Origin of the sequence: Ligilactobacillus salitolerans, from assembly GCF_003864415.1 — a bacterium.
GTDB classification, from domain to species: domain Bacteria; phylum Bacillota; class Bacilli; order Lactobacillales; family Lactobacillaceae; genus Ligilactobacillus; species Ligilactobacillus salitolerans.
Genome location: NZ_BFFP01000011.1, coordinates 1 through 23,797 on the forward strand (window position 1 = coordinate 1; position 23,797 = coordinate 23,797).

The 23,797-nt window shown below is 44.4% G+C and carries 20 protein-coding genes; 11 read left to right on the forward strand and 9 right to left on the reverse strand.

Annotation, left to right across the window (positions count from 1 at the left end; genetic code table 11):
• Nucleotides 1-124: 124 nt before the first annotated feature.
• From LFYK43_RS04305 to trpX, 3 genes are read right to left on the reverse strand one after another with little or no spacing between them, the layout of a single operon-like run.
• Nucleotides 125-904, reverse strand: a complete 780-nt coding sequence (locus tag LFYK43_RS04305; protein WP_124975797.1) for an ABC transporter ATP-binding protein — start codon at nucleotides 902-904, stop codon at nucleotides 125-127.
• Nucleotides 894-1,796, reverse strand: coding sequence for an ABC transporter permease (locus LFYK43_RS04310; protein ID WP_124975799.1), 903 nt, complete (start codon nucleotides 1,794-1,796; stop codon nucleotides 894-896). The genes LFYK43_RS04305 and LFYK43_RS04310 overlap by 11 nt, the downstream gene beginning before the upstream one ends.
• Nucleotides 1,793-2,797 carry a tryptophan ABC transporter substrate-binding protein gene (gene trpX, locus LFYK43_RS04315; RefSeq protein WP_124975801.1) on the reverse strand — a complete coding sequence of 335 codons (1,005 nt, stop codon included), beginning with the start codon at nucleotides 2,795-2,797 and terminating at the stop codon, nucleotides 1,793-1,795. The genes LFYK43_RS04310 and trpX overlap by 4 nt, the downstream gene beginning before the upstream one ends.
• 465 nt (nucleotides 2,798-3,262) lie before the next feature.
• Here trpX and LFYK43_RS04320 point away from each other — a divergent pair, with 465 nt between their 5' ends.
• Together LFYK43_RS04320 and LFYK43_RS04325 are read left to right on the forward strand one after the other, a co-directional pair.
• The gene (locus tag LFYK43_RS04320) at nucleotides 3,263-4,204 is read left to right on the forward strand and encodes an aldo/keto reductase (protein WP_124975803.1); all 942 of its coding nucleotides are present in this window, start codon (nucleotides 3,263-3,265) and stop codon (nucleotides 4,202-4,204) included.
• Nucleotides 4,205-4,365: 161 nt separating this feature from the next.
• Entirely contained in the window at nucleotides 4,366-4,644 is a 279-nt protein-coding gene (locus LFYK43_RS04325) for a hypothetical protein (protein ID WP_124975806.1), read from the forward strand.
• Between the two features lie 74 nt (nucleotides 4,645-4,718).
• Here the strand turns inward: LFYK43_RS04325 and LFYK43_RS04330 are convergent, their stop codons facing one another.
• Entirely contained in the window at nucleotides 4,719-5,522 is an 804-nt protein-coding gene (locus LFYK43_RS04330) for an AraC family transcriptional regulator (RefSeq protein WP_124975808.1), read from the reverse strand.
• Between the two features lie 182 nt (nucleotides 5,523-5,704).
• On the opposite strand from LFYK43_RS04330, the gene LFYK43_RS04335 reads away from it, so the two are divergent.
• The 5 genes from LFYK43_RS04335 (at nucleotide 5,705) to LFYK43_RS04355 (ending at nucleotide 12,217) form a co-directional block, all read left to right on the forward strand.
• Complete coding sequence (locus LFYK43_RS04335; protein ID WP_124975810.1) at nucleotides 5,705-7,594, forward strand: glycoside hydrolase family 2 TIM barrel-domain containing protein; 1,890 nt, start codon at nucleotides 5,705-5,707, stop codon at nucleotides 7,592-7,594.
• Complete coding sequence (locus LFYK43_RS04340) at nucleotides 7,584-8,546, forward strand: beta-galactosidase small subunit (protein WP_124975901.1); 963 nt, start codon at nucleotides 7,584-7,586, stop codon at nucleotides 8,544-8,546. Before LFYK43_RS04335 ends, LFYK43_RS04340 begins: the two co-directional genes overlap by 11 nt.
• Nucleotides 8,547-8,601: 55 nt before the next feature.
• Nucleotides 8,602-10,527: a sugar MFS transporter gene (locus LFYK43_RS04345; RefSeq protein ID WP_124975812.1), complete on the forward strand. Its 1,926-nt coding sequence runs from the start codon at nucleotides 8,602-8,604 to the stop codon at nucleotides 10,525-10,527.
• Between the two features lie 13 nt (nucleotides 10,528-10,540).
• On the forward strand, nucleotides 10,541-11,149 hold the full coding sequence (locus LFYK43_RS04350; protein WP_124975814.1) for a sugar O-acetyltransferase: 609 nt from the start codon (nucleotides 10,541-10,543) through the stop codon (nucleotides 11,147-11,149).
• A 207-nt stretch (nucleotides 11,150-11,356) separates the two neighbouring features.
• Nucleotides 11,357-12,217 (forward strand): alpha/beta fold hydrolase, encoded by an 861-nt coding sequence (locus LFYK43_RS04355; protein WP_124975816.1) that lies wholly within the window; start codon nucleotides 11,357-11,359, stop codon nucleotides 12,215-12,217.
• A gap of 194 nt (nucleotides 12,218-12,411) precedes the next feature.
• On the opposite strand, the gene LFYK43_RS04360 is transcribed toward LFYK43_RS04355, so the two are convergent.
• Both LFYK43_RS04360 and LFYK43_RS04365 read right to left on the reverse strand, forming a co-directional pair.
• Nucleotides 12,412-13,050, reverse strand: a complete 639-nt coding sequence (locus LFYK43_RS04360; RefSeq protein WP_124975818.1) for an SdpI family protein — start codon at nucleotides 13,048-13,050, stop codon at nucleotides 12,412-12,414.
• 341 nt (nucleotides 13,051-13,391) lie between these two features.
• Nucleotides 13,392-13,841, reverse strand: a complete 450-nt coding sequence (locus LFYK43_RS04365; RefSeq protein WP_124975820.1) for a universal stress protein — start codon at nucleotides 13,839-13,841, stop codon at nucleotides 13,392-13,394.
• A 398-nt stretch (nucleotides 13,842-14,239) separates the two neighbouring features.
• On the opposite strand from LFYK43_RS04365, the gene LFYK43_RS04370 reads away from it, so the two are divergent.
• From LFYK43_RS04370 to LFYK43_RS04380, 3 genes are read left to right on the forward strand one after another with little or no spacing between them, the layout of a single operon-like run.
• Nucleotides 14,240-15,778: a UDP-N-acetylmuramoyl-L-alanyl-D-glutamate--2,6-diaminopimelate ligase gene (locus LFYK43_RS04370; RefSeq protein WP_124975822.1), complete on the forward strand. Its 1,539-nt coding sequence runs from the start codon at nucleotides 14,240-14,242 to the stop codon at nucleotides 15,776-15,778.
• Between the two features lie 2 nt (nucleotides 15,779-15,780).
• On the forward strand, nucleotides 15,781-17,040 hold the full coding sequence (locus tag LFYK43_RS04375; RefSeq protein ID WP_124975824.1) for a carboxylate--amine ligase: 1,260 nt from the start codon (nucleotides 15,781-15,783) through the stop codon (nucleotides 17,038-17,040).
• Between the two features lie 5 nt (nucleotides 17,041-17,045).
• Nucleotides 17,046-17,765: an aspartate/glutamate racemase family protein gene (locus tag LFYK43_RS04380; protein ID WP_124975826.1), complete on the forward strand. Its 720-nt coding sequence runs from the start codon at nucleotides 17,046-17,048 to the stop codon at nucleotides 17,763-17,765.
• 688 nt (nucleotides 17,766-18,453) lie between these two features.
• Here the strand turns inward: LFYK43_RS04380 and LFYK43_RS04385 are convergent.
• Both LFYK43_RS04385 and thiD read right to left on the reverse strand, forming a co-directional pair.
• Nucleotides 18,454-20,523 carry a peptidoglycan D,D-transpeptidase FtsI family protein gene (locus LFYK43_RS04385; RefSeq protein ID WP_124975828.1) on the reverse strand — a complete coding sequence of 690 codons (2,070 nt, stop codon included), beginning with the start codon at nucleotides 20,521-20,523 and terminating at the stop codon, nucleotides 18,454-18,456.
• A 228-nt stretch (nucleotides 20,524-20,751) separates the two neighbouring features.
• Entirely contained in the window at nucleotides 20,752-21,561 is an 810-nt protein-coding gene (gene thiD, locus LFYK43_RS04390) for a bifunctional hydroxymethylpyrimidine kinase/phosphomethylpyrimidine kinase (protein ID WP_124975830.1), read from the reverse strand.
• A 220-nt stretch (nucleotides 21,562-21,781) separates the two neighbouring features.
• Between thiD and LFYK43_RS04395 the strand changes: the two genes are divergently transcribed.
• Entirely contained in the window at nucleotides 21,782-23,047 is a 1,266-nt protein-coding gene (locus LFYK43_RS04395; protein WP_124975832.1) for a methionine gamma-lyase family protein, read from the forward strand.
• A gap of 56 nt (nucleotides 23,048-23,103) precedes the next feature.
• On the opposite strand, the gene LFYK43_RS04400 is transcribed toward LFYK43_RS04395, so the two are convergent.
• Nucleotides 23,104-23,346, reverse strand: coding sequence for a hypothetical protein (locus tag LFYK43_RS04400; protein WP_158609181.1), 243 nt, complete (start codon nucleotides 23,344-23,346; stop codon nucleotides 23,104-23,106).
• Between the last annotated feature and the right edge of the window lie 451 nt (nucleotides 23,347-23,797).

The following is a 23,797-nucleotide window of genomic DNA, read 5'->3' on the forward strand; positions in this document are numbered from 1 at the left end:
TGTCTCTTTTTTTATAATAATACAAAAAACAAAAAAACTGGTACAGATAGTAAAATTTCTCTATCAGTACCAGATATTATAGAACCGAAAAACTTGAGTATGGTTAGCATGATCGTTCTTCGAGTTAGTCGACAAACATTTGCATGACTTGTTCTTGAGTCAGCTTGTCTTTTTCTTCTCCTCTAACATCAAGTGTGATCTGGCCGGCGTGCAAGACGATCAGACGGTTGCCGTACCGCAAGGCATCTTCCATATGATGAGTGATCATCAGACAGGTTAAGTTTTGCTGGGTCACAGTTTCAGCAGTTAATTGCATTAAGGAAGCACTGGTCTTAGGATCTAGGGCGGCGGTGTGTTCATCTAGCAATAAGATATCCGGCCGGTTTAAGGTCGCCATCAAAAAGCTGAGTGTTTGCCGCTGACCGCCAGACAGGTTCTCTGTTGGAGTGTCCAAACGTTGTGCTAATCCGTTTCCCATCGAGTCAGCGAGTTGGGCAAAGCGTTCCTTATTGGCACGTAATTTACGAAAACGCAATCCCCGTTTTTGCCCGCGTTTAGCTGCCAAAAGCAAGTTTTCAGCCACGGTCATTCGTGGGGCGGTCCCCATTTTGGGATCTTGGAAAACCCGGCTGAGAAATTTAGTTCTTTTTTCTACGGATTCGTGACCGATGTCAGCACCGTTATGCAGGATCTGACCCTGGTCAGGGAAAATCGAGCCGGCGATGGTGTTAAACAGAGTGGATTTACCTGCCCCGTTGGAACCGATGACCGTGATGAAGTCGCCAGGATGGATCTTTAGGTTGAGTCCCCGCAAGATTTTGGCTTCATTCGGGGTTTTACGGTTCACAACAGTTGAAACATCCCGCAGTTCCAAGACTGGCTGAGTTGCTGTTTTAGTTGTCATTTAAGCCCACTCCTTTCTTCAAAGCACTGGTCAGGTTCAACGAAGTCCGCAAGTTTGGCAGCATCATGCAGAGTGCGAGGATGATGGCCGAAATCAGGTTCAAGTCATTAGTAGAGAACCCAAGCTGTAAGACCAGCAACAAGACAAAGCGGTAGATGATACTGCCCAAGGTCACAGCGATCAGGCGTTGGTTTAGCGTTAGTTCGCCAAAGACGACTTCACCGATGATGATCGAAGCTAATGCGACCACAATGATCCCGATCCCCATGTTTGCATCGGCATAGCCGTTACTCTGGGAGATCAGTGCTCCACAGAGTCCGACTAGGCCATTGGAGATGGTCAATCCCAGGATCGTCATCGCATCGGTGTTGATCCCCTGGGAACGAGCCATCATTTTATTGTCACCAGTAACGATAAAGGCTTGGCCTAATTCTGTTTCCAAGAACAAGGCAACGAGTGCGGTGACAACAATGATTGTCCCGCCGCCGATCAGAACACTGTCAAAGTATTTCGGCAAAGTTTGAAAGAAGGCGGCCGAGAAAAATGTTTTTTGCCCCAGCAAGGAAACATTGGAACCGCCCATGACCCGTAAATTAATGGACAGGCAAGCTGTCATGACTAAGATCCCAGCTAGCAGGATCGGGATCTTTCCTTTAGTGTAAAGCAAGCCGGTGATCAGTCCGCCCAAGGCGCCGGCTAAAACTCCGGCACAAGTCGCAAGCAAGGGTGAAGCACCGTGAGTGATCGCTGCCACAGTGACCGCGGCTCCCAAAGGAAATGTTCCTTCAACGGTCATGTCAGGAAAGTCTAAGATCCGGAAGTTTAAGAAGAGGGCAAGCCCTAAGATAGCCCATAATAATCCCTGTCCGATGCCTGATGTAATTAAACTCATTTGACCACCTTCCCATTTTTTTGTGCCTGTTCCATGATTTTCTCAGGAATCTGGAGATGCAGCTTTTTAACTTGTGCTTGATTGATCACGTATTTGCCTTTCACAACGAACTCAACCGGATAGTTGGCAGGTTTTTTGCCTTGCAAAACTTTGGCTGCCATATGACCGGCTAAGCGGCCTAAATCGTGCTGGTCGATCGCATATGCCGCGGTCCCGCCGTCTTTGACCATCGTGTCAGCGGCCGGGAAGACCGGCTTGTTAGCCTGGTTGGCGTTGTTGACCAAAGTCTTCATAGCCGAAGCAACTCCGTTGTCTTGCGGAGCATAGATCGCATCAACTTGTCCCGCCATTCGCTGACTGATCTGCTGCATATCATTGGTGTTAGAGATCGTGTACATCTTCGGCTCTAGAACGGCTTTTTCGACGAGCCTTTTAAACTTCCGGGCGTTGCTTTGGCCGCCAGCATCAGATGAGGTGTAAATGATCCCGATCTTCTTGGCGTGGGGCATGATCTCTTGGATCACCTTGAGTTGTTTGGACAAAGGCGAGTCGCCGGAAGAGCCGGTGACGTTTCCGCCAGGGTGTTTTTCTGACTTGACCAGACCGCTGCTGGCAGGGTCGGTGATCCCGGCTAGCATGACTGGTGTCGACTTGTCGGCGGCGTTGACTAAAGCCTGGGCCGCTGGGGTCGCGATCCCAAATAAGATGTCATCATGATCGGCTAACTGTTGGGCCATTGTTTTCAAATTGCTTTGGTCGCCCTGGGCATTTTGAAATTCAACTTTGATGTTCTTGCCGTTACGGTAGCCTTCTTCTTTCAGGCCGGTCAAAATTCCTTGGTGGATCTGGTCTAAAGCCGGATGGCTCATGATCTGCAAGATCCCGACTTTGATCACTTTTTGAGAGGCGAGGTTTTTATCGGCATTTTGAGCCGGCTGGGTAAAGAAAACGACTCCGAGAAAAATAATTAAGGCGCTGATAAACGCGGTGATTCGTTTCATATGGTGTTCACTCCTTGACTTGTCTGCAAATTTTTCCAAAAAAATAAGGGCAAACCAGCAGTTTCTGGTTTGCCCTAAAGCAATTTAACCGAAGCCTGCTGTGTTGAGACCATGCAGACTTCTACAAACGAAAAAGCAGTCGGCACGGATACAAACTGTTTGCCAGATCGTATCCGTTAGTGAGGATCACGACCTTACGTGCCGGCTTTGCCAAGCCATATTCAAAGTGTGGTTAATTGACTTTCGCATGCTTTTTCATCCCTTCGTTTAATAATTGACCTAAGTATAGAAAACCAGTCTGTCGATGTCAACCCCCAAATTACAGGCTTTCTCCAAAAAGGTTAGGCCGCTAGCAGATTTTTCATATGCAAGTGCAGCCAAAAACACTTGAGTTCACGGTAAAAATTGCTCTATACTTAGACTAACTACAACAGCTTTGTTTGGAAAAAAGGAGGAGCTCTAGAAATGAAAGACATTAAAATCGGTGGAACAGATTTCACAGGTTCAGCCATTGTTTTGGGGATCATGCGGATGGACGCTTTAAGCGTCGATGATGCAGCTAAATTGCTTGAAACTGCTCATAGTGTTGGGATCAACTATATTGATTCGGCAGATATCTACGGGGCAGGCAAGGCAGAAGAGGTCTTTGGACAAGCACTTAAACGTTCTTCTTTAAGTGCAGCAGATTTTAAGATTCAATCCAAGGGCGGGATTTATCGGAACCCTGAGCAAGGACAAAAAATTACCCGCTACGATTTTTCTAAGCAGCACATTTTAGATTCAGTTGATGGGATCTTGCAGCGGATGGGAGTTGACCACCTAGATAGTTTCTTGCTTCATCGTCCGGATGCCTTGATGGATCCAGCAGAGGTCGCTTCAGCTTTTGACCAGCTGCAAAGTGCAGGTAAAGTACGTCACTTTGGGGTCTCCAACATGAACCCGGGACAAGTCGAATTGCTGCAAGCATCACTCAGCCAGAAACTGCTGGTCAACCAGCTGCAGTTTGGTGTCATGCATACCGGTCCGGTTGACTTTGGGATCCATACTAATATGACAGATGCACGCAGCCTCGACCATGACGGCGGGATCTTGGAGTATTCCCAGCTGCACCACATGACGATCCAAGCTTGGTCGCCATTCCAATACGGTCAGATCGAAGGGACCTTCATTGACAAACCTGAATTTCCAGAAGTTAATGCAGCTTTGCAACAATTAGCTGATAAATACGGTGTTTCTAAAAATGCGATCGGTGCAGCTTGGATCTTGCGCCATCCGGCTAAGATCCAAGTGATTGCCGGTACCATGAACCCGGATCATTTAATTGATACAGCCGCAGGGACTGCTGTTGATTTGACGGCTCAGGAATGGTATGACGTTTATTTAGCCGCCGGCAATGATTTGCCTTAGTGAAACAACCCGACACATTGGTGGATGAGCTTTTCGATTCAGAATAGGTGATTGCCTTTCCTTGAACCTTTCTGTCAGCCATGCTACACTAAATTACGTAAGAAAGAGTAAATGGTTGTTTTCGAAAACGTGATTGTTTTCGGTGGAAGGGAGAGAAGACTATGAACACGTATGCACAGATCGTTAATGGCAGTCAGTCTTATTTTGGTTTCTTGAACTTCAATTTTCAAGATGGGCAGATGAAAATCAGTGTTGCTCGCGGTGTTAAACCGGCTACGAAATGGACGGTTGATTTGGATGAAATTAGTGAGTTAAGTACTGATGAATACCTAGGAGCTAAGCGGATCGTCTTTTTTGTGGGCAACACAGAATATATTTTCTTGGCCACTGGGGTCGGTGTGACGGAATTCTTGGAAGATAACTTGTACGAGCAAGCATAAAAATTAAATAACAAACAACTAATAAGCAGCACGTAATTTCCTGATTGAAGGGTAATTGCGTGCTGCTTTTTTATCTATTCATGACGATTTTTAAACCCATAGGGGGTCACTTTATTAGCCTGGCGAAAAATTTTGATAAAGTAGGAAACATCTTTAAAGCCGGTCAAGGCAGCGACATCTTGCACCTGTAATTCTGGAGCTTCGATCAATAACTCTTTTGCCTTGCGCAAACGAAAGTCAGTCAGGTATTGCTGCGGTGTTAAGCCGAAATATTCTTTGAAGATCTTAGTACCATATGAAACCGAAAAATTGGTGACTCTCTCTAAATCCTTGTTGGTGATGGTTTCAGAATAGTGGTGAGTGATGAATTCAGTGATTGGATAGATAACTTCCGTTTTAGAATACTGGCTGCTTTTAGTTGCTGTTTTATTGTTGAGCAGCATCAAGAATTGATAGATCAAACCTGATTGTTTCAATGTTGCCGTGTAATCATCAGTCAGAAATGAATCTGCATTGTCTGGGATAAAATTATTGAGGGAAGCAGACATTTCAGGTACCCAGACATATTGGGAGGCAAAGATAAAGTGAACTATTTCATCTGCCAAAGGTGCTCCAAATGTCAAAAAGGAAGTTTTCCATTCTTTAGTTCCAACTGGATAATATTTATGTGCTACACCCGGAGACAATAAGAAACCTGCACCTTTTTTGAGTTTAAAGGTTTCATGTCCAACTTCAATGATCCCTTGGCCTTCCTGTGTCTGCAGCCAGTGGAAAAAAGGGTAGCCGTTGGGGCGGGATATTTCTGGTTGCGTCCAATCATAACCAATTGTTTCAGCTGACAAAGGTAAATCTTGATTAATTCGTGTGATGATCCGCATAAATGACACTCCTATTTACGGGCAATTTTCAGGCTGATCTGTCTTTGATAGTTTCATTATGCCTCTCTTAATAGGCACAAGAAAAGGATAAACTGTCATATTTCTAAATCAAATTCTTATACTTTTGTGTATGCGCTTTAATTATACTAAAAGCGGAAGTAAATTTGAAAGGGGAAAATATTGTGAAAGCAGAACTTAAATGGCTGGATGATCCAACAGTTTTTCGTGTGGGACAGCTGCCAGCACATAGCGACCATGTTGCATATTTAAACGAAAACGAAGTACAGAAACAACAAAGCAGCTTGTACCAATCTTTGAATGGGGAGTGGAAGTTTCATTTTGCTAAGGATCCGACTGCCAGAGCAATTGGATTTTATCAAAAAGACTGCGATATTAGCGGTTTTGACTCCATTCAAGTCCCTGGGCATATTGAGTTGGCTGACTATAGCCGGCTCCACTATATCAATACATTTTATCCTTGGGAAGGTCAAGAATACCGCCGACCGCCATATACTTTAGGCAAAGGACAGCAGCCGGGAATTTTTAGTGCCGGTCAAGACAATAGCGTCGGCGCCTATGTCAGAAACTTCACGTTAGGACCGCAATTACACGGCAAAAAAATCAGAGTCCGCTTTGATGGAGTTGAGCAGGCAATGTATGTCTGGTTGAACGGCCATTTTGTGGGCTATGCCGAGGATAGCTTCACCCCGTCTGAATTTGATTTGACCCCTTACATTGAAAACGGATTGAATAAGTTGGCAGTCGAAGTTTTTAGGTATAGCACAGCCGCCTACCTTGAAGACCAAGATTTTTTCCGTTTTTCCGGTATCTTTCGTGCTGTGACTTTAATTGCTCAGCCTGCTGTTCACGTCGAAGATCTGGCAATTAAACCGGTCTTAAGCGCTGATTTCAAAAGCGGCAGTGTCAGTCTAGCTTTAAAACTTCAACAAGACCAACTGCCGGCTAAAGTTCAAATTAAGATCGCCGACCTGAGTGGCGAACAGTTAATTCACACTGAGCAAAAGGCGGTGTCTGAGTTAGAGTTTAAGGATCTTGAAATTCCCAATGTCCATTTATGGAGTACTAAGGATCCATATCTTTATCAGCTTGAAATTACAGTCATCCAGGCTGATAGCGAGCAAGTTTTGGAAGTCGTGCCTTATCAATTCGGTTTTAGGAAAATTGAAATCAAAAACAAGGTGATCTTGTTTAACGGCCAGCGTTTGGTGATCAACGGAGTCAACCGGCATGAATGGGATGCCCATACGGGTCGTGCCGTGACGCAAGCAGACATGCAGCAGGATATTGCAACGATGGAGAGTAATAATATCAACGCTGTCAGAACATGTCATTATCCGGACCAGACATTATGGTACAAGCTCTGTGATGAACACGGTCTTTATGTAATGGCAGAAAACAACCTGGAATCACATGGAACCTGGCAAAAGGAAGGAGGGATCGAGCCTTCCTACAATGTTCCCGGTTCCATGCCGGAATGGAAGGATGTCGTGATTGATCGAGCTCGCAGCAATTACGAGCTGCTCAAAAATCACCCGAGCATTATTTTCTGGTCGCTAGGAAATGAATCTTATGCCGGCGATAATATCGCAGCGATGCAAGCTTACTACAAGAGTGTGGACGACTCGCGGCTCGTCCACTATGAAGGTGTAGTCCATGAACGCAAATACGAAGACCGGATCTCGGATGTAGAAAGCCGAATGTATGCTTCTCCTGCAGATATTAGGGAATATTTGGAAAACGACCCGCAAAAACCATTCTTGTTATGTGAGTATATGCATAGTATGGGGAATTCTGTCGGCGGTTTAAAATCTTATATTGATCTTTTAGAGGAATTTGAGATGTATCAAGGCGGCTTCATCTGGGATTTTATCGATCAGGCTTTATTTGTCAAAGACGAGGTCAGTGGAAAAGAAGTTCTGCGTTACGGCGGGGATTTCGATGACAGAGTTTCTGATTATGAGTTTTCTGGGGATGGGCTGCTCTTCGCGGACCGGACACCTAAACCAGCTTTGCAGGAGGTTAAGTATTATTATGGCAACGATGAAAAATGAGCAGTTAAAAATAATTTTCGGCGATGGGACCTTGGGACTTGCTGGTGATGATTTCCATTATATTTTTAATTATTCACGCGGCGGACTTGAGTCTTTAGTAGCTGGCGGAAAGGAGTGGCTTTACCGGGAGCCGTTGCCGACTTTTTGGCGGGCGACTACTGATAATGACCGCGGAAATGGCTTTTCCAAAAAATCCGTGCAGTGGTTAGGTGCAGATCAGTTCATTGACCTAGAAAAAATTGCATTGAGTGTCGATGGGAAAAGGCTGGCACTGCCGCTAGCACCAGAAAATAACCAGTATTCTGACCATGAATTTGCGCGGGAAGTTAAGATTACATTTCACTATCAGACTTTAACGATCCCAGCAACAGAAGTGACAGTTGCTTATACCGTTGATGCAGCTGGCAAGATCTCGGTGACCGTCCATTATCAGGGCAGAAAGGATTTGCCGGAATTGCCGGTCTTTGGTTTACGATTGGTACTTCCGACTTTAGCTGCAGGTTATGAATATACTGGGCTTTCGGGTGAAACTTATCCGGACCGCATGGCGGGAGCTCACAAAGGGACCTATCAAGTTCAAGGCTTACCAGTCACGCCTTACCTTGTCCCGCAGGATTGTGGCGTACACATGCAGACCAAACAGGTCACGATTGCAAGAAAGACAGTTAAAAACAACGCTGACCAGTCGGATGAACTATTTTATTTAACCGTGAGATCCAATGGAACGCCCTTTGCCTTCAGTTGCCTGCCTTATACCGCTGAGGAATTAGAAAATGCTACGCACCAGGAAGAATTGCCGCTTCCAAGAAGGACGGTCTTGTCAATACTGGGAGCTGTGCGCGGAGTTGGCGGGATCGATAGCTGGGGCAGTGAGGTGGAACCGGCTTATCATATTTCCGCAGAAGAAGACCATGAATTTTCCTTTGATATTAGCGCATGTTCAGCAAAATAGAGCAGGTAAGAGAATGATTTGTTGTTAGTGAATTTTACGAGGGAGATGTTTTATTTTGGAAAAAATAAATAAAGCCCAAAAAAGAAGCTTTTGGTCGATTTTTAACTTTGGCGTTGGTAATATTGGCGGTTCGGCAGTCTATATGACCTTTGGCACGTACTTGATGGTTTATGTGACTTCCGCAATGTTTACCGGAGTTGCCAAATCCGAGTCCGCCAAGTTGATTTCGATGATTACAACTTTGATCTTTGTGATCCGGATCGTCGAAATTTTCATTGACCCAGTGATCGGCAGTATTGTTGATAATACTAATACTCGCTGGGGAAAATTTAAGCCGTGGCTGATTGGAGCAGGCTTAATTTCCAGCCTGTTGCTGATAGTTCTTTTTACTGGAATCTTTGGCTTATCCAGGGTCAATTCAACTTGGTTTGCGCTTTTATTTATTCCTACCTTCATCTTGTTCGATATTTTCTATTCTTTTCGAGATGTTGCATACTGGGGCATGATCCCTGCTTTAACGGAAGATAGTCACAAACGTTCAATTTACACGGCTGCCGGGAATTTCAGCGGCTTCGGGCAAAATCTTGTGACTGTGATCATCGTCCCTGTTGTGACATACTTTACTTTTTTATCAACTGGCAAGCACAATGAAGGACAGCCTGGCTGGACGGTATTTGCTGTGATGATCGCAGTCGTTGCCGTTATCTGCTCCTTTGCCGTTGGCTTCGGGACGCATGAAAAACAGAGCGTTTTGCGTCAAGGAGCGAAGAAAAAAGTCAGCCTCAAGGAAATGTTTTCTGCCTTGTTTCACAATGACCAGATGTTGTGGACGGCGATCCCATATTTAGTTTATGGTTTTGGAAATGCTGCTACAGCAGGATTAATGTTTTACATGTTCAAATATGTCATCGATCGTCCGGGTTTATTCTGGATCACTGGAGTCATTCCGATCGTGTCGGGCTTTATCACTAATCCTACCTATCCGCTCATCAACAAATGGTTTACCAGAAAGACAATTTATTCAGTCAGTATGGTTGCAATGATCATTGCTTATTTAATACTGATCTTCTCACCAGACAACTTATTTATGCTGATTACTGCAATGATCTTATATTACGGGCCCCAAGGTTATATTTTTATGGCTGTGCTTTTGACTTTAGAGGATTCAGTTGAATACGGCCAGTTGAAAAATGGTGTCAGAAATGAGACGGTTACGCTGTCGATCAGACCGATGTTAGACAAGCTTTCGAGTGCGCTTTCGAATGGGATCGTCGGTTGGGTTGCAGTTGCTGCCGGTATGACTGGTGGCGCAACTGCCGAATCGATCACACCGCATGGAATTGCGATCTTTAAATTGTGGGCTTTCTGGGCAGGGCTGCTTTTACACGTTCTTGCACTAGTCATCTATTTGTTTAAAGTTAAAATCTCAGAAAAACGGCATGCTGAGATCGTAGATGAACTGCAGCATAAAATCGCTGCTGAAGGCTTGGAAGAAACTGAGGATATTCGGCCCACGGAAAATGCTTCAATCGTTGCTGCTCCAACTAGTGGTAAAATAATCAATTTGGAGCAAGTTGTTGACGAGAAGGGCAACCAAGGCCTTCAAGGTCAAGGGTTAGCAATCGAGCCATTTGTAGGAGAGTTATATGCTCCATTTGACGGTGAGGTCTCGTTTGTTTTCACAACCAAGCATGTCTTTGGCCTTCGTTCAGCAGATGGCTTGGCACTATTGGTCCACGTTGGGCTTGGCACTGCAAATATGCATGGCGCTAGTTTTGTGCCCCACGTTGAATCTGGACAAAAATTCAAACAAGGACAATTGCTGCTCGATTTTAACCGAGATGAGATCAGGCGGCAAGGCTATAAAGATACAGTGGTCGTTTTGCTGGTTCAAGGAGACAGGCTGCAAGACGTGCAGTTGACAGATGATAAAGAAATCAAATTGGGTGATGAACTGTTGAGAGTTAATTTGAAAAAATAAAGGGGTATTCCTTATGGACAATTACAAAAGAAAGAAACAGTCGTTACCCTATCATTACGATGATCCTTCACTAATGGGCAGGCAACAAGATTACCTGGAACTGCTTTATGACTTTAACCAAACCAGACCGCACGAACAACAAAAAAAGAATGATTTACAGCAGCAGATGTCTGCTCAGATTGGCGAAAATTGCCATATTGAAACTCCACTGCATGCCAACTGGGGGTGTCATAACGTTCATTTTGGCAAAGGAATCTACGTTAATTTCAACCTTTGCTTGGTCGATGATGCCGATATTTATGTTGGCGACCATTGTATGCTGGGACCTAACGTTGTTATTGCGACCTCTGGGCACCCGCTCCTTCCAATCCTGCGTGAGCATAATTATGTCTACAATTTTCCGGTTCATATTGGCAGAAATGTCTGGATCGGTTCGAGTGTCCAGATCCTGCCGGGGGTCACAATTGGCGATAATTCAGTGATCGGTGCCGGCAGTGTTGTCACGCATGATATTAAGGCTAACATGGTTGCCTATGGTTCGCCGTGCGAAGAGGTGCGCCAGATCGGTGAAAAGGACCGCAAGTATTATTACAAGGACCATGAGTTAGATGTGTCTGAATAAAATCTCATTCACTGATCCTGAATGAAACAGTATAACATTTTTGGTTGGCAAAAATGTTATGACTGTGGAGTTGCGACAGCTAGTTTGATTCAAATAGCCCGTGATTTACCGATTAGGGTGAATTGCGGCTATTTTTGCAGGCAATCGTTTTGCAAATCGCCGGCGTTGAACTAAACTGGAAACAAATTTGGAAACTAGGTGATCAGAATGGATGAACAGTTCGTTACAACAGACGATGGGATCAAATGGCACATGTACGAGACTGGACCTGCTAACAAGACAACTATTGTACTTTTTGCCGGTTTTCCCGAGAGTGCTTATGCTTGGCGCAAGGTTTGGCCAATGCTGGCACAACACTATCATGTTTTAGCGATAGATTTACCGGGGCAGGGATACTCAAGCGTTCCTCAAGCAGGATATGACACAAAAACAACTGCAAAGCGGATCCACGGGCTGCTTGAACAATTAAACTTGCAGAAAATAGTTTACGTTGGGCATGACATTGGCAGCTGGGTCGGTTTTACCTATGCACATCTTTTTCCTGCTGACTTACTGGGTATGGTCCTAGTAGATGCAAATATCCCAGGAGTGACTCTTTCTCAGCAAATCGAATTAAATACAGAAAGCTGGCGCAGTTGGCATTTTTTGTTTAACGCATTGCCTGATTTGCCAGAAGAATTGTTAGCGGGAAAGGAGCAGGTCTTGCTCGAATGGTTCTTTTCTCATAAAGCGCAGAACTGGCGTGAGGCTTTTACGCAGGCGGATATTGACGAATATGATCATGAATATCAGCAGCTGGGAGTATTACGAGGAATGCTCGGATATTATCGTGCAGTTTTGCAGGATTTTGAGATTAATGCACAGTTATCTGGTCAGCAAGTGGATCTCCCCTTGCTGGCTGTGAGCGGAGAACTGGGTTCGTCACGAGATTTGAATGATAAATTAAAGTCAATGGGATATCAAGTGAAAGGTGCAGTGATCGCAGAGTCAGGGCATTACATTCCAGAGGAAAAACCGGCAAAATTGGTTGAACAGATCGGCAGATTCACTGAGAAGTTCAATAAATAATGGCCTAGGTGATAGCGACAATGAAAATGGCATGCAGCTAGCCATAAAAACTGCGGTGTCATTGAATTAGGGGTTCTGTAATATCTGGTACTGATAGAGAAATTTCACTATTTGTACCAGCTTTTTTCTTCTTTTGTTAATATAAAAAGACAGGGTGTTGACCCCTGTCTGGTCAAGCTATACCAAATTGTTGACTAAATACCTTTTTGAAAGAGCGTAAATGAGTACCCAATTGGAATAATAACTATGATGGCAATTACTGCGTAAATGAGCCAATCGACCTGGAGGAGTGCATTAACTAGAAAAACAGCTCCGCTCAGAATCAACAGCCACCCGGCTAAACGATTAGTCCTCCGCCAATTTTCTTTACTGTTCAGTGTCCAAGATATACGAATGCCAATTGTGTAATTTTGTTTAACAACAAGTAATAAAATCCCAATAACAACAAAAACTAAGCCCAACAAAGCATTAGTGGTCACCTCAGAATTTAAAAGCGAATACCCCATGGCAACGCCGTAAATGCCTAACATACTAATAAAAGTGATAAACGGGACTAGCCAATAAATAATTTTGAGCAGCCACGGAGAATTGTTGCGATTTTTGGGGTCAAAATGAACCATAAAAACAACAAATAATTGGATTGCTAAAAATATCAACGGCAGGATAAAAACAGTGAATCCTTTACCGTCCCACCCGTCAGCCCGTCCACTAGTCCCAAAATGAGTCGCAATGTTATTAGGCAGCTTATTCCACAAAAAAATACCAACCAGCATGGGTAACAGCGTAGACAAAGATGACCAGATCATCGTATTTCTATTTGTAATATTTTTCATAACTGACACGCTTCCTTAGCTCCATAGTTGTTAATTTTGTCGACCCTATTATACTCCCAAAAAGATTGAAGGTATTCTAATCAGACTGATATTGAGTAAAATTTTTATCACTAGCTTGATATAAGCATAGCAAGCGAATGTCTTGGTTTCCATTAATGCATAATCAGTCCAGTGTTGTCTCATAAACAGATCTTTAAAATTTTGCACTTTGCTGGTCTTATAGTTAGCAGCACTCTTTTTTAGTCTAGTGCGTTGTAGTGAGCAAAAGCAGCATACGATTTCCCGCTTGAAGGGCGATCGTATGCTGCTTTTTAGTTGGCATTTAAAAAGACACTTATGAACTATTCTTCTTTGGTTTCCTCTTCGTCATTATTGACGACTAAGATCTTAACGTTGCTCTTGCGGACAACATAACTGGTCGTTGAACCGATCAGCAACCGGTCGAAGGCATCCACCCCGGATTTGCCGATAACGATCAAATCGATATCATGTTTTTGAGGAAATTCTGTGGCAATGATCTGTTTTGGAATGCCGCGTTCAACAAAGGCTTCGACTTCAACGCCGCGATCTGCAGCCTGCTTTTTGCCACGCTCGACAATATCTTCTGCATTACTCTTGAGTCCACTTAAAATCATATCTGGTGAACCTGTAGTGAAAATCATATTGCTTTCGTTGACGACCGAGAGAATTGAAATGTGCGAGCCAAACTTTTCGGATAAGTTAATTGCTTCATCCAAGGCACGTTTGGAGTTGCCGCTTCCGTCTAAGGGGACCAAAATATTCTGATACATAAACCTCATCCTCCTATCTAAATCGTTAAGCAAATTCATTAGTTTAACTCAGTAACTAAGCTTTACCTGCTATTCCACCTATATTGTAACTATTTTCAAACAAATAGCATAGTAAAAGCCTCGAAATTTCGCAAAGAGAAATTATTTTCAAGAGTGTGAAGGCACCGCTGGATCAGTACACAAGCAAAGCCGAAATTATTGGGTGAATCAGCCTTCTTAAAGCACTCTTAGCAAAATCAAAGGTCATTCTATGGTACAATGGCAATAGCTGAAATTGCTGGCATAATCCAGCTTCACAGTCATTCGACAAGCAGTTCTTGAGTAGTACATATCGTCTGGCGAATTTTAAAGAAATTAAATTATTGAAACTAATCTGGTAAAAGGAGATTTTTCTAAGTATGGCACTTACGATGGTTCAAATTTTGACATTACTGTCAGAGCATAACTTATTAATTGAAAAGCATCCCGGAAAAATCACCCCGGAAAAATTTACACACGTGACTTATGATTCGCGCCAAGTTCAGCCTGAGACATTATTTTTTTGCAAGGGCAACTTTAAGCCCAGCTACCTGCAACAAGCCAAGGCCAAAGGAGCTGCAGCCTATGTCGCTGAGACAGCATACGCTGAAGGTGCAGAATTGACAGGGCTGATCGTGACTAACGTTCAGCAGGCGATGTCCTTACTGGGCGCGGCTTACTATGATTTTCCGCAAAATAAATTGTTTATTACAGGTATCACTGGAACAAAGGGCAAGACAACGACGGCTTATTTTGCTCACAGCATTGAAGACGCGGTTACCACGGGTAAAACAGCGCTGTTTTCGACGATCGATCGAATTGTGGGACCCAAGCCGGAGCAGCGGTTTAAGTCTGATCTGACGACCCCAGAATCTTTGGATCTTTTTCATGACATGGCAGCAGCTGTCGCTAACGGAATGACACATTTGGTGATGGAAGTTTCCTCGCAGGCGTTTAAGAAGGATCGGGTTTACGGGTTGAAATATGACTTGGGGATCTTCTTGAATATTTCGCCGGACCACATTGGGCGTAATGAACACCCGACATTTGCCGACTACTTATATTGCAAAGAGCAGCTTTTGCGGAATTCCAAGCAAGTGATCATCAACGCAGAAAGCCAACATTTTGCAGAAATTTATGCGGCAGCCAAGGGGTCTCTATTGGATGACCAGATTTACTTATACGCGCGCAAAAATTTGCTGATCTCATTTGAGACCCAAGTTGATTTTGAATTTGAAGAAACTAAACAGGACTTGAAGGAAAGTGCGATCGCAATTAACACTTACTCGCAAAAAGGCGAGCGCTTGGAATTAGATGGCGGCTATCAACTGGGCATCCCAGGTGATTATAACCAAGAAAATGCGGTCGCAGCTGTCATTGCTAGCGCTCTGGCTGGTGCGGATGCGGCGCAGATCAAAGAATATTTGCCAGCTGTCCGAGTACCTGGCCGGATGGAAGTTTTTCCGACTAAAGAGCACGGCACGATTTACGTTGATTATGCGCATAATTATGCCAGCCTCAAATCGCTGCTGAAATTCTTGCGTGAACAGACTCAAGATGAACGCTTGATCGTCTTGACCGGCAGCACTGGTGACAAAGGGATCTCAAGACGCAGCGGCTTAGGCCAGGCCATTTCGGAAGAAGCCGATGTGGCAATTTTGACGACAGATGATCCAGCCACGGAAGATCCGTTGCAGATCGCACAAGAAATTGCTGAACATATTGATCAAAAGCGCATCGAAGTTCAAATTATTTTAGACAGAAAAACAGCTGTTAAAAAAGCGATCATGATGAGTAAACCAAACGAGATCGTGGTCCTGGCCGGCAAAGGCCGCGATGCAACACAAAAAGTTAATGGAAAGCTGCTTTCCTATGAAACAGATGCTAAACTAGCAGCGGATATCAGCAAGGAGATTTAATGATGACAGAAAACAAAGTTGAATTTACACCAATATTATTGGGCAGCGACTTTAACGTTTATGGGATGGCACGCTCTTTTTATCAGAAATATCATCGTCCCGTTAAAGCCTATGCTGCGGCTCAGTTAGCCCCGACCCGTTTTACTAAGATCGTTGACTTAACGATCGTTGACGGCTTTGATAAAGATCCAGTCTGGATCGAAACCATGCAGAAATTAAAGGAAAAGTACCGTGACCATGAAGAACCGGTGATTTTGATCGGTTGCGGTGACGGTTATGCTGAACTGATTTCTGAACACAAGGATGAACTGACCGATGTTTTCGTCTGCCCTTATATTGATTTCAAACTGCTAAAGACCTTAAATAACAAGGAAGGTTTTTATGAGATCTGTGAAAAATATGATCTTCCATATCCAAAAACACAGATTATCACTAAAGAGCAGTGGGAAGCAGGGCCAACCGAAGTTCCACAGCCGTTTAATTATCCAGTTGCATTAAAGGCAGCAAATAGTGTCGAATGGCTCGATGTCCATTTTGAAGGACGGAAAAAGGCTTTCCGGATCCAAAGTCGGGAAGAGTTTGACCGGATCTTGCGTTTATCCTACGAAAACGGTTATGAATCAGATTTTATTCTCCAAGATTTCATTCCTGGTGATGACAGTAATATGCGTGTCTTGAATGCATATGTTGACCAGAATCACCAAGTTAAGATGATGTGTTTAGGCCATCCGTTACTGGAAGATCCTGCTCCGGCAGCGATCGGAAATTACGTGGCGATTTTGCCGGAATATAACGAAGAGATCTATGCGACGATCAAGAAGTTTTTGGAAGCTGTCCAATTTACAGGCTATGCCAACTTCGATATGAAATATGATGTGCGCGACCAGAAGTACAAGTTGTTCGAGATCAACTTGCGTCAAGGCCGCAGCAGCTTCTTTGTTACTCTAAACGGCTATAACTTGGCTGATTACGTGGTCCAAGACTATGTTACAGGACAACTCGCAAATCAGCCGGTCGTTTACGGGAATAATGATACGACGAAACATCATTTGTGGTTGGGTGTACCAGTTTCGATCTTTAAGAAATACGCCCGGAATAACTTGGATAAACAGGCAGCTTTGCAACTGATCAAGACCAAGCGGGTCGGGACGACCTATGAGTATGGGGAAGACATGAATCCGAAGCGCTGGGCTTTGATCAAATGGATGAACCATAACTACGTTAAAAATTTTGCAGAGTACTTTAAGCAAAATAAGGGGTAAGAGCGATGGAGCACTTCTTTACGATTATCGGCGGTATGGGGACATTGGCAACTGAAACCTATATCCACCAGCTGAATTTGCGGACTCCGGCGCATAGTGACCAGGAATACTTGAACTATATTTTGGTCAATCATGCGACTGTACCGGATCGGACAAATTATATTCTCGACCACAGCCAGCCCAGCCCGTTGCAGCCGCTTTTGGCGGACTTTCGGCAACAGGCCAGCTTGGGACCGGACTTTTTTACGCTGCCTTGTAATACTGCTCATTATTTTTACGAGCAGTTAAAACAAGTGACTGATATCCCGATCCTGCACATGCCGCGTGAAGCTGTTGCGTGGATCGGAGATAACCTCAAAGCGGTCAAGCGTGTTGGCCTGATCTCAACAGAAGGGACACGTGCCGACCATATCTATGATGACGAGATCATGGCCGCGGGCTATGATCTGATTTTGCCGGACGAAAAAATTCAAGAACAGACTAACCAGCTGATCTATGCTGGAGTGAAGGAAAAGAATCACGTAGATCGGCAGTTGTATCATGAAATTTTACGCCAGATGTTCGAGGAGAAGGGCTGTGAAGCGGTGGTTTTGGGTTGTACCGAACTGTCATTAGCCCAAGACCGCGAACCGTATTTAGAGCATCCTGTGGTTGACTCGCAGTCGATCTTAGTCGATAAAACTATCGACTTAGCTTTAAGAGCACGTGCTGGAGAAAAAATATAAACTAATAAAGTGAGCAAGGACAAGACGTTCTTGGCTTCAACAAAATACCGCCAAATTTTCGTTTTCTCCGTCAAGTGGTTGGTATTTAAATTTAGAATCTAAAGGTTGCAAGTTAATAAGGAACCAGACCGGATCAGTCTGGCTCCAAGTCGGTCAAAGAAGGCACCAAACCGGTTTAGTCTGGTTCCAAGTCAGTCAAAGAAGGCACCAAACTGGTTCAGTCTGGCTCCAAGTCGGTCAAAGAAGGCACCAGACTGGTTTAGTCTGGTTCCAAGTTGAACTAAATGGGAGCCGGTTGGCTGTATGTTTTCAAACTAACTACCAAGACACCATCAAAGTTGGTCTCCTCGACAATAAAAGATCTGAGTCTTCCAACTTAACTTTCAACCTTTAGTTAGAATAAATTGGTAGAGCTTAGTCAAGCTGCCTGTTCCTGAATGGAACGGGCAGCTTTTTTGAATGCTTGTTGGCTCTGCCGCTACTTTGCAGAGCTCCCTGTCTCTGTCATTACTTTTTACGTAACCTCGATCTAATCAATTGCAATTTAATCCGATAAAAGCTAGGAAAATAACCAGGAGAACATAGGAGTAAGGGCGTCTGGATAAATGAAATTTCCAAAACATATACAGATAATTTTGGTCAAAAAAAAACAGGGAGAATTCCCTGTTCCACTATGCTAGTCTAGTCGTTAATTTAGGCCGTCACTGGATTTAACATCCTTCCAAAAAGCCTGGTAGATCGATTTGACAGATTCCATGTTGAAACCTTCGTTAGTTGAACCAGAACCTGGGTAGGCAACAGCAATCACGATTTGCGGGTTAGTCGTTGGTGCATAGCTGGCCGCACTGAGTGTTGTTGTTGACGAGCCGTTGGTTGTAGTTTCGGCGGTACCAGACTTGGCAGCGACCGCCGGCTTGAGACTGGCCAAACGCGCGCCGGTCCGCCACTGGTTAGAGCCATGGACAACCTGCCATAGTCCTTGGTGGACAACTTTCCATTGGGCAGCGGTACCTTCGACAACGTTTAAGATCTTCGGTTGGAATTCATATTTAACAGCACCAAGCTTGTCGTCAGTACCATGCCCTCGGATCGACTGTAAGACATGAGGCTGCATCCGATAGCCGCCGTTAGCGATCGTTGACATATACTGGGCCACTTGGATTGTTGTGTAAGCATCGTAGTTACCAAAAGACAAGTTCAAAGCTTTCCCTATTTCAGCTTGGGAAGAACCGCCTTTAAAGCCGGGAGCTTCTCCAGGAATGTCGATCCCGGTTTTGACACCTAAACCATACTGGTTAAAGTTGGAACGCAACTTGTCAAAAATAGAAGTTGGCATGTTCAGAGCAGCACCAGAGGTGTAATTAAAACCGGCCTCTTTCATTGTCAGCTGCATCATGTAGGAGTTAGAAGAAACCTCCAGTGCATCAGCCGCAGACAAGGTCATATTATTGTTCCCTGTCTTGTTGAAAATCGAGGCTATTGTTGCGGTCCCGGCTAGTTTGATCGGTGTATCAGTCAAGGTGTTGTTCGTTGGGGTGATCACACCGCTGCGTAAGCCGCCCATGACCTGCGCACCTTTGACGACAGAACCCATAACCATTGTTTGGTTGATCGGACCTAAGGAGTCAGTCGTGATTTTGCCAGTCTTATTATCCCGATCAACTCCGGCTAAAGCGTAGATCCCGCCGGTTTGCGGATTCATTGCGACAGCATAGCCGCCGGTCATTAGCGGGTTGCCATTGGCGGAACCAGTTTTGACAGCATTCTCCACGATTTTTTGTACGTCATTTTGGAACTTAGAGTTGATCGTTAATTGGACGTTGTCGCCGACCTTACCACCATATTGTTTGACTCGTTTGGTGATTTTGCCGTTTTGGGTCTCAACGTTGATTGCTTTCTTGGTTCCCTTTAAAACATCCTCATACTGGGATTCGATATAGCTTGAACCCACACTGTCATCACGCTCATAGCCCTCTGCAAGCAGTTCATTGATCCGTTCGCTAGGCAAACCTTGTTTTTGCGAAGTCAATGTTCCGGCGACGTTTTTGATCGAGTTGCCATTCGGATAAGTCCGGGTCCAGTCAGTTGTGATCTTGATCCCAGGCAAATCCGACTGATGCTCGCCGACTTGCGACATTTCCTGGTCGCTGACGTTTTTGGTCTTAAGATAAATTGTCGAGAGTGCATAGGCATTGTTCATCTTGGTAAAGACAACAACGGCTTTCTTTTGTGCGGCAGTCATGCCGTCTGTCAAACCATGATCGTTAACATATTTGATTTCGAGTTGGGTCAGTTTTTTGACATCGGTGATCTTGGATGACCCGGGGATCTTCTTTTTAACAGCATCCTCATTTTTGGCTAAGTAGTAGTTGGCACGCATGGTCTTAGTCGTTGGTTCAGAATCAATGTCAACGTACTTGACTAAATCATTGGCGACTGAATACATCGTTTTCGGATAGACATTAAGCGGCTTGGAATAACTGATCGCCCGAGATGAGTTATTGGCTACTAAGGGCTTGCCGGCAGAATCGTAAATCATTCCGCGTTGAACATTCCTTGTTTCCGTTTTGATGTCGCCGCTGTCGATCTCGCTTTGAAAATGGTTGCCTTGGATGATCTGTAACTGAACCAGGCGGCCGATCAGCAGTGCAAACAAAAGAAACGCAACAAAAAAGAGCACATTCAACCGGTTGGGTATCCGGGATTTATTAATTTTTGGCGTTTCTTCATTTGAATTTGATGGCTTAAAAAATTTCACAGTACATACTCCCATCTGGTGTTTATCCAGCTAAAATGTCACTAGTTCTTTTATCTTAAAGGGTCTGGTTTAAAAAGCCAATAGTTTACGGGACATAATAAGAAAAAAGTAAAAATTATTATGGCAAATTTAGCGGCCGTTGAACTGACCTTTAACCGTCTAATTATATCATTTCACGCTCCATTAAAAAAGCTGACCCTTTTACTGGCCAGCTGAGAAAGTTATTAATTAAAATTTGAAATCGACTAAATGATTGACCGGGCCAAATTTATGACCGACATCTATTTGATTGGCAATTGCGGCCGTGACAAATTTTTTGGCAATTTTGAATGCGTCGGTCAGGGCTTTTCCCTGTGCGATCTGTGCGACGATGCATGACGAGAGGAGGTCGCCAGTACCGTTAATGTGCGTGGTATCGACATAAGCCTCGCTTAAAGAAAAGGAAGTTCCGTCTGCCAGCAAAGCTACATCGGTCACTTCTTCTTGCTTATCATCGGCATGTTGGCCTTTGACGTAAACATTTTTGGCGCCCATTTCTTGCAAAATATGCGCGGCCTTTAGGGCATCAGCTGGTGTTTTGATCTCAACACCAGTCAGCTTAACGGCTTCATAATAGTTGGGAGTTAGGACATCTGCGAGCGGGATCAGATCAGATTTTAGTGTCTCATAGGCCTGCTCTTCTAGGAGCATGTCGCCATGCTTGGTGATGATCACGGGATCCAGCACTAAGGGACCAAAATCGTATTTTTGGTAGTTTTTAGCAACCGTTTTGATCGTTTGCGCATCAGTCAGCATCCCGGTTTTGCAAGCCTTGATCTCAAAATCGTCTGCTAAAACCGAGAATTGTTTGTCAATAAAGGCGGTGGGCATGGGCTGGCTGGCGAAAATACCATATGAATTGCCAGCAACGGCGGCTGTTAAAACGCTCATACCGTAAACGCCGCAACGCTGGAAAGTATTCATATCTGCCTGCATCCCAGCACTGCCGTCACAATCGGAACCTGCGATCGTTAAAACTTGGGGAAATTGATTGACCATTTTATTTGCCTTCTTTTTTTAGTAGTGCTTCTAGGATAGCATACGTTTGCCCAACATAGTTAAAATCAGGTAAATCTTTTAGTTAAATTTTCATTTGCTGCCGCTAGATCAACCCCGCCTGAAGTTCAGTTGAACCGCTCGTGCAAAAAAGCTAAAATTGAAAAGGAAAGCATATTGCCCGAAACAATGTGTATTTGAGTCAGCAAAGGAAGGTAGAAGAATGAAGCATTCTTGGCAGGAACATTTACCACAAGAATTACAACAAAAAATTACGGAAGTTGAGGAGCAGATCGCGCCGCGTTTGCGTGAGATCGATGAACAAGTCTTATATAACCAGCAGCGGGTCTTGCAGTTATTTGCAGAAAACCACGTTTCAGAGGCAGACTTGGTGGGTTCGACTGGGTATGGCTATGATGATGCTGGGCGTGACAAATTAGAAAAGGTCTATGCGGGGTATTTCAAGACAGAGGATGCTTTGGTGCGTCCGCAACTAACTTCTGGTACCCATGCGATCACAACCGCACTTTTCTCCCAGCTCTATCAAGGCGACACCCTGTACTATATGACGGGCGAGCCTTATGACACGATCCAAGAGGTGATCGGGTTGGCAGGGGATAAGCCGGGTTCAATGATGAAACGCGGGATCAAGTTTAAGTCAACTGCACTGCTCGCTAATGGCGAGGTTGATTATGACCAGGTAGAAAAGGACCTTGCAGGTGATCCGACGATCAAAGTCGTAGCGATCCAGCGTTCTTTAGGCTACGCACCGCGCGCCAGTTTCACTTTGGATAAGATCAAAAAAATGGTGGCGACTGCCAAAAGACTGGCACCGCAGGCTGTGATCTTCATCGATAATTGCTACGGTGAATTTGCAGAAACCGAAGAAGCAACCTTTTTTGGCGCTGACTTAATGGCAGGTTCACTCTATAAAAATGCTGGGGCCGGGATCGCTAAATCAGGGGCTTATATTGTCGGACGCAAAGATTTGATCGAGGAATGCGGTTCTGAGATGATCGTCCCTGGCGCCGGCAAATACGCGGGAGCAACCTATGCTTATCTGCGCGATTTTTACCAAGGTTTCTTCATGGCACCGCATACGACAGGGGAAGCATTGAAAGGAATGGTTTTCACGGCTGCCTTGTTGGAAAAATTTGGGATGGATACGGCACCAAAATGGGATGATCCGCGGACGGACATCGTGCAAAAAATCACCTTTGGCAAACCAGAGCCGATGATCAGCTTCTGTGCGGCGATCCAGCATTATTCGCCAATGAATGCTTTCGTGGATCCGGAGCCAAGCTATCAGGAAGGCTATGAGGACCAGATCATCATGGCCTCCGGCAGTTTTATCGAGGGCTCGACCATCGAGCTTTCTTCGGACGGACCGTTGCGTGATCCATATACTTTGTATGTGCAGGGCGGTTTATCTTTCCAGCATGTCAAAATTGCGATTGCCAACGCCGTCAATGATACGTTTTTCAAATAGAAGAGGAAATCTGTGGGAAACTGCAGATTTTTTATTTTGCCGGATGGATTAGTTGTTCAAAATTTGGTGCCAGGCAAGTAGGCGTCACAAGCGAAGACGTTTGGAACAAAGATCAAGAAAGTTTGTTCCAAGGGGAAGAAGTTTGGAACAAAGATCAAGAAAGTTTGTTCCAAAGGGAAGAAGTTTGGAACAAAGATCAAGAAAGTTTGTTCCAAGGGGAAGACGTTTGGAACAAAGATCAAGAAAGTTTGTTCCAAAGGGAAGAGGTTTGGAACAAAGATCAAGAAAGTTTGTTCCAAAGAGAAAGGTTTGGAACAAAGATCGGGAAAGTTTGTTCCAAAGGGAAAAGGTTTGGAACAAAGATCGGGAAAGTTTGTTCCAAAAGAATTTTACAGGGAGTGCCCTTAAGTTAAAGTGCTGGTAGTTCCGGTCAGTTGTACGCGGCTCAAAAAAATTCCAGAACATTCTTGACAATGCATTAAAATTGCATTATGATACAAACAATTTAATGAATGTTTGCTAAGAAAAGATGAGTAATTAATTGGATACCTTGAACAGAGAGCCGCGACAGCTGAAAAGCGGCAGGTGGATATTAATGAAGATGGTCTTGGAGTGCAAACGAACAGTGAGCTTTACGCAAGCTGTTCGCGGGTCCGCCTGTTAGCGCGGAAGAGTATAGCTAGTATTGTGTACTCTGTGAGAGCATTATCTGTAAAGATAGCGCTAAAGACGGGTGGCACCGCGTGGATA